This window comes from Pseudomonas sp. TJI-51 (assembly GCF_000190455.2).
GTDB lineage: Bacteria > Pseudomonadota > Gammaproteobacteria > Pseudomonadales > Pseudomonadaceae > Aquipseudomonas > Aquipseudomonas juntendi.
Genome location: NZ_AEWE02000089.1, coordinates 9636 through 12208, shown reverse-complemented (window position 1 = coordinate 12208; position 2573 = coordinate 9636). Strand labels below are relative to the sequence as shown.

The 2573-nt window shown below is 62.3% G+C and carries 3 protein-coding genes and 1 pseudogene; 2 read left to right on the top strand and 2 right to left on the bottom strand.

The window, feature by feature from the left end:
- Positions 1-152 precede the first annotated feature (152 nt).
- Positions 153-842: a hypothetical protein gene (locus G1E_RS19140; protein WP_009683264.1), complete on the top strand. Its 690-nt coding sequence runs from the start codon at positions 153-155 to the stop codon at positions 840-842.
- A complete protein-coding gene (locus G1E_RS19135; protein WP_009683263.1) occupies positions 839-1462 on the top strand; it encodes a hypothetical protein in 624 nt (207 codons plus the stop codon). Before G1E_RS19140 ends, G1E_RS19135 begins: the two co-directional genes overlap by 4 nt.
- Here the strand turns inward: G1E_RS19135 and G1E_RS19130 are convergent.
- Together G1E_RS19130 and G1E_RS19125 are read right to left on the bottom strand one after the other, a co-directional pair.
- Entirely contained in the window at positions 1459-2055 is a 597-nt protein-coding gene (locus G1E_RS19130; RefSeq protein WP_009683262.1) for a MarC family protein, read from the bottom strand. The two genes, G1E_RS19135 and G1E_RS19130, sit on opposite strands and share 4 nt — an antisense overlap.
- Before the next feature lie 65 nt (positions 2056-2120).
- Positions 2121-2573 (bottom strand): annotated as a pseudogene (locus G1E_RS19125) (response regulator); the annotation flags it as partial.

Sequence of the window (2573 nt, the reverse complement as noted above, 5' to 3'; positions counted from 1 at the left end):
CAACAACTTCGTCTACGACAAAGTGCGCGAAACCGTGGAAAACAAACTGGGCGTGCGCAGCGTCGAGAACGTTCTGCAGTACGACATCTGATTGCCTGGCGGCATTTCGCCGATGCCGCCTTTTCGACTCTCCTTGAAATGAGGCAACACACATGGATAAAGCATCCGAGCAGCTGATGCTGATCGGTGGCACGGCGTTGGTTTACCCGCAGAGGGCGGGCGAAATACTGCGCCAGGCCGCTTTCGACTCGATACTGTACGCCCAGCTGGTGGCCAACAAGCACGCCGGGTCGCGTTTCGAGCAGTATGACGCCTGGTACGCGGCCAACCGCGAGGCATTTCGCCAATTGGGCTGGATCAAGCTGGCCAGCACCCACGACCTCAAACAGCTGGGGCAACCCGTTCGCAGCACCCAGCTCCAGCCGCTGGAAGCCTGGTTGAAAATGCGCGCGATCAGCCCCGAAGCCCTGCTGACCACGGTAAGGGCAGGCCTGCGCCGCTCTGCCCAGGGTGTTGGCCATTTGCTGAAATTCAGCGCCCAGGAGCAGGGCCAGCGGTCCAGACTGGTCGTGGAGGTGGGGCTGCTGAAGGCCGGGCCGACCCTCGATCTTTGCAGCATCACGCTGCAGGTCGACGAGCGTATTTCTGCCGTGCCCTTGAATGTGCTGCTGAGCGAGCAGGTACTCAGGGGCGAAGCCGAGTTCGATGGTATTTCCCTGGCACTGGATAACGGGCGCTTCGAGCACCAGCGCACTGCACTGCAGGCGCTGATGGAGGACAGGAATGCCCGGGGTGACTACCGCTTTGACCCTTATGCGCCAGTAGTGGGGGCAACACCATGACGAACGTTGCCCCTGCGGTAATCGGTGCCGGTATCGTGTCGTTCTTGCCAGGAATGGACGCAGCCCAGGCGAGCAAGGTGAAGCTGGCCCTGGCGATGGCCGAGCGGGCCACGCAAACAGCCTACAGGGAGGGCTTGATCGAGAACTGGTTCGACTACTACCGCAACCAGCTCAAGTTCATGGGCTGGGACTCGGTGTCTCCCGAGCAGGCGCATAGCCCCGACCCGCGCCGTGCCAAACAGACCGATCAGGTTCTGGAAACCATCGCTGACAAGGCGGGGGAGCGCTATGCAACGGCAACCGGGCTCTCCATCCGGAAACTGTTGAGGCAGCCCTCGGTGCTGCGTGAGCTGGAGCGGTGTGCATACGAGCGCCAGCATTTCCAGTTACTGCCATGTGCGCCCGCCGGTGCTGGCCGGGTCGACATGGTGCTTTACCATGAGGTCGACAGCCACGCGGCATTCAAGGCTGGCTTCCTCAGCCACAAGCGTAGCCACCGGGTGGTGCGGGCGGAACTGGTGCGGTTCAATGTGCTGGCGTTCGAGAACAGCTTCTTGGGCAAAGTGCAGGAGCGGGTGGTGCAAGCCTCGTTGAACCGTATTCTCGAATACGGCCTTTAAGGTGCCAGGTAGCCCTTGATGCCGGTGAAGATGATCTGTGCAGCCAGAGCGCAGACGAACAGGCCCATCAGCCGGCTGACGATCTGCAAGCCCTGGTCACCGAGCAGGCGCTCGATGCGGTGCGACAGGTACAGCACCACACCCACGGTGAAGCTGGCCAAGGCAATGCCGATGATTGCCAGCAACTTGTCGCCCCAGTGCGGTTGGCTGACGCCCATTACCAGCAGGGCGCCGATGGTGCCGGGCCCGACGGTCAACGGGATGGTCAGCGGCACGATGGTGACGTCCTGTTGCACGTTGTCGGCCTGCACCGCGGACTTGCCTTGGGCCATGCCCAGCGCAGAAATGAACAGCACACTGCCCGCGCCAATCCGGAAGGCGTCAGCGGTGATGCCGAAAATGCCGAAGATCGCCCGGCCGAACAGGTACAGCAGCACGCTGGCGATGAGCGCGGCAAAAGCTACCTTCCACGCCAGTTGCTTGCGTTCTTTGCTGGAGTGGCCACGGGTCAGGCTGATGAAGCACGACAGCACGAAGAACGGGCTGTAGAGCACGAGCATTTTCAGGTAGACGCTGAACAACTCATGGAGCATGAGCGCGGGTCCTTGGCAAAGTCGGTTGGCGTGGGCTGGGGCTGTGGTGGGCCTGCGCCGGCAGGTCAGGAAATGTGCGCCGGGTCGGTCGCGGCTTCGCGCTGGCTGGCCCAGTACTGAATCAGTTCGCGCAGTTGCGACAACTCCACCGGCTTGGCCATGTGCCCGTCCATGCCGGCCAGCCGCGCGCGTTCCTTGTGCTCGGCAAGAATATGCGCCGTCAGCGCCACCACTGGGGTGCGCTGGCGCTTGTTGGCGGCTTCCCAGGCGCGCAGCTGCCGGGTGGCCGAGAAACCGTCCAGCACAGGCATTTCACAGTCCATCAAGACCAGGTCGTAATGCCTTTCTTTCATGGCCTGCAGGGCTTCCTCACCATTGCTGGCGGTGTCTGGTTGCAGGTTCAGCTTGCCGAGCATGCCGCGTATCACCTTGGTCGAAATGCTGTTGTCCTCGGCCACCAGTACGCGGAAATCTGCTGGCAAGTCCAATGCCTGCGGGACCCCAGGCGGGCTGGCGGG

Excerpts from the sequence above, each read along its gene's own strand:
- G1E_RS19140 (WP_009683264.1), top strand. The coding sequence starts at position 153 with ATGGATAAAGCATCCGAGCAGCTGATGCTGATCGGTGGCACGGCGTTG.
- G1E_RS19135 (WP_009683263.1), top strand. The coding sequence starts at position 839 with ATGACGAACGTTGCCCCTGCGGTAATCGGTGCCGGTATCGTGTCGTTC.
- G1E_RS19130 (WP_009683262.1), bottom strand. The coding sequence starts at position 2,055 with ATGCTCCATGAGTTGTTCAGCGTCTACCTGAAAATGCTCGTGCTCTAC.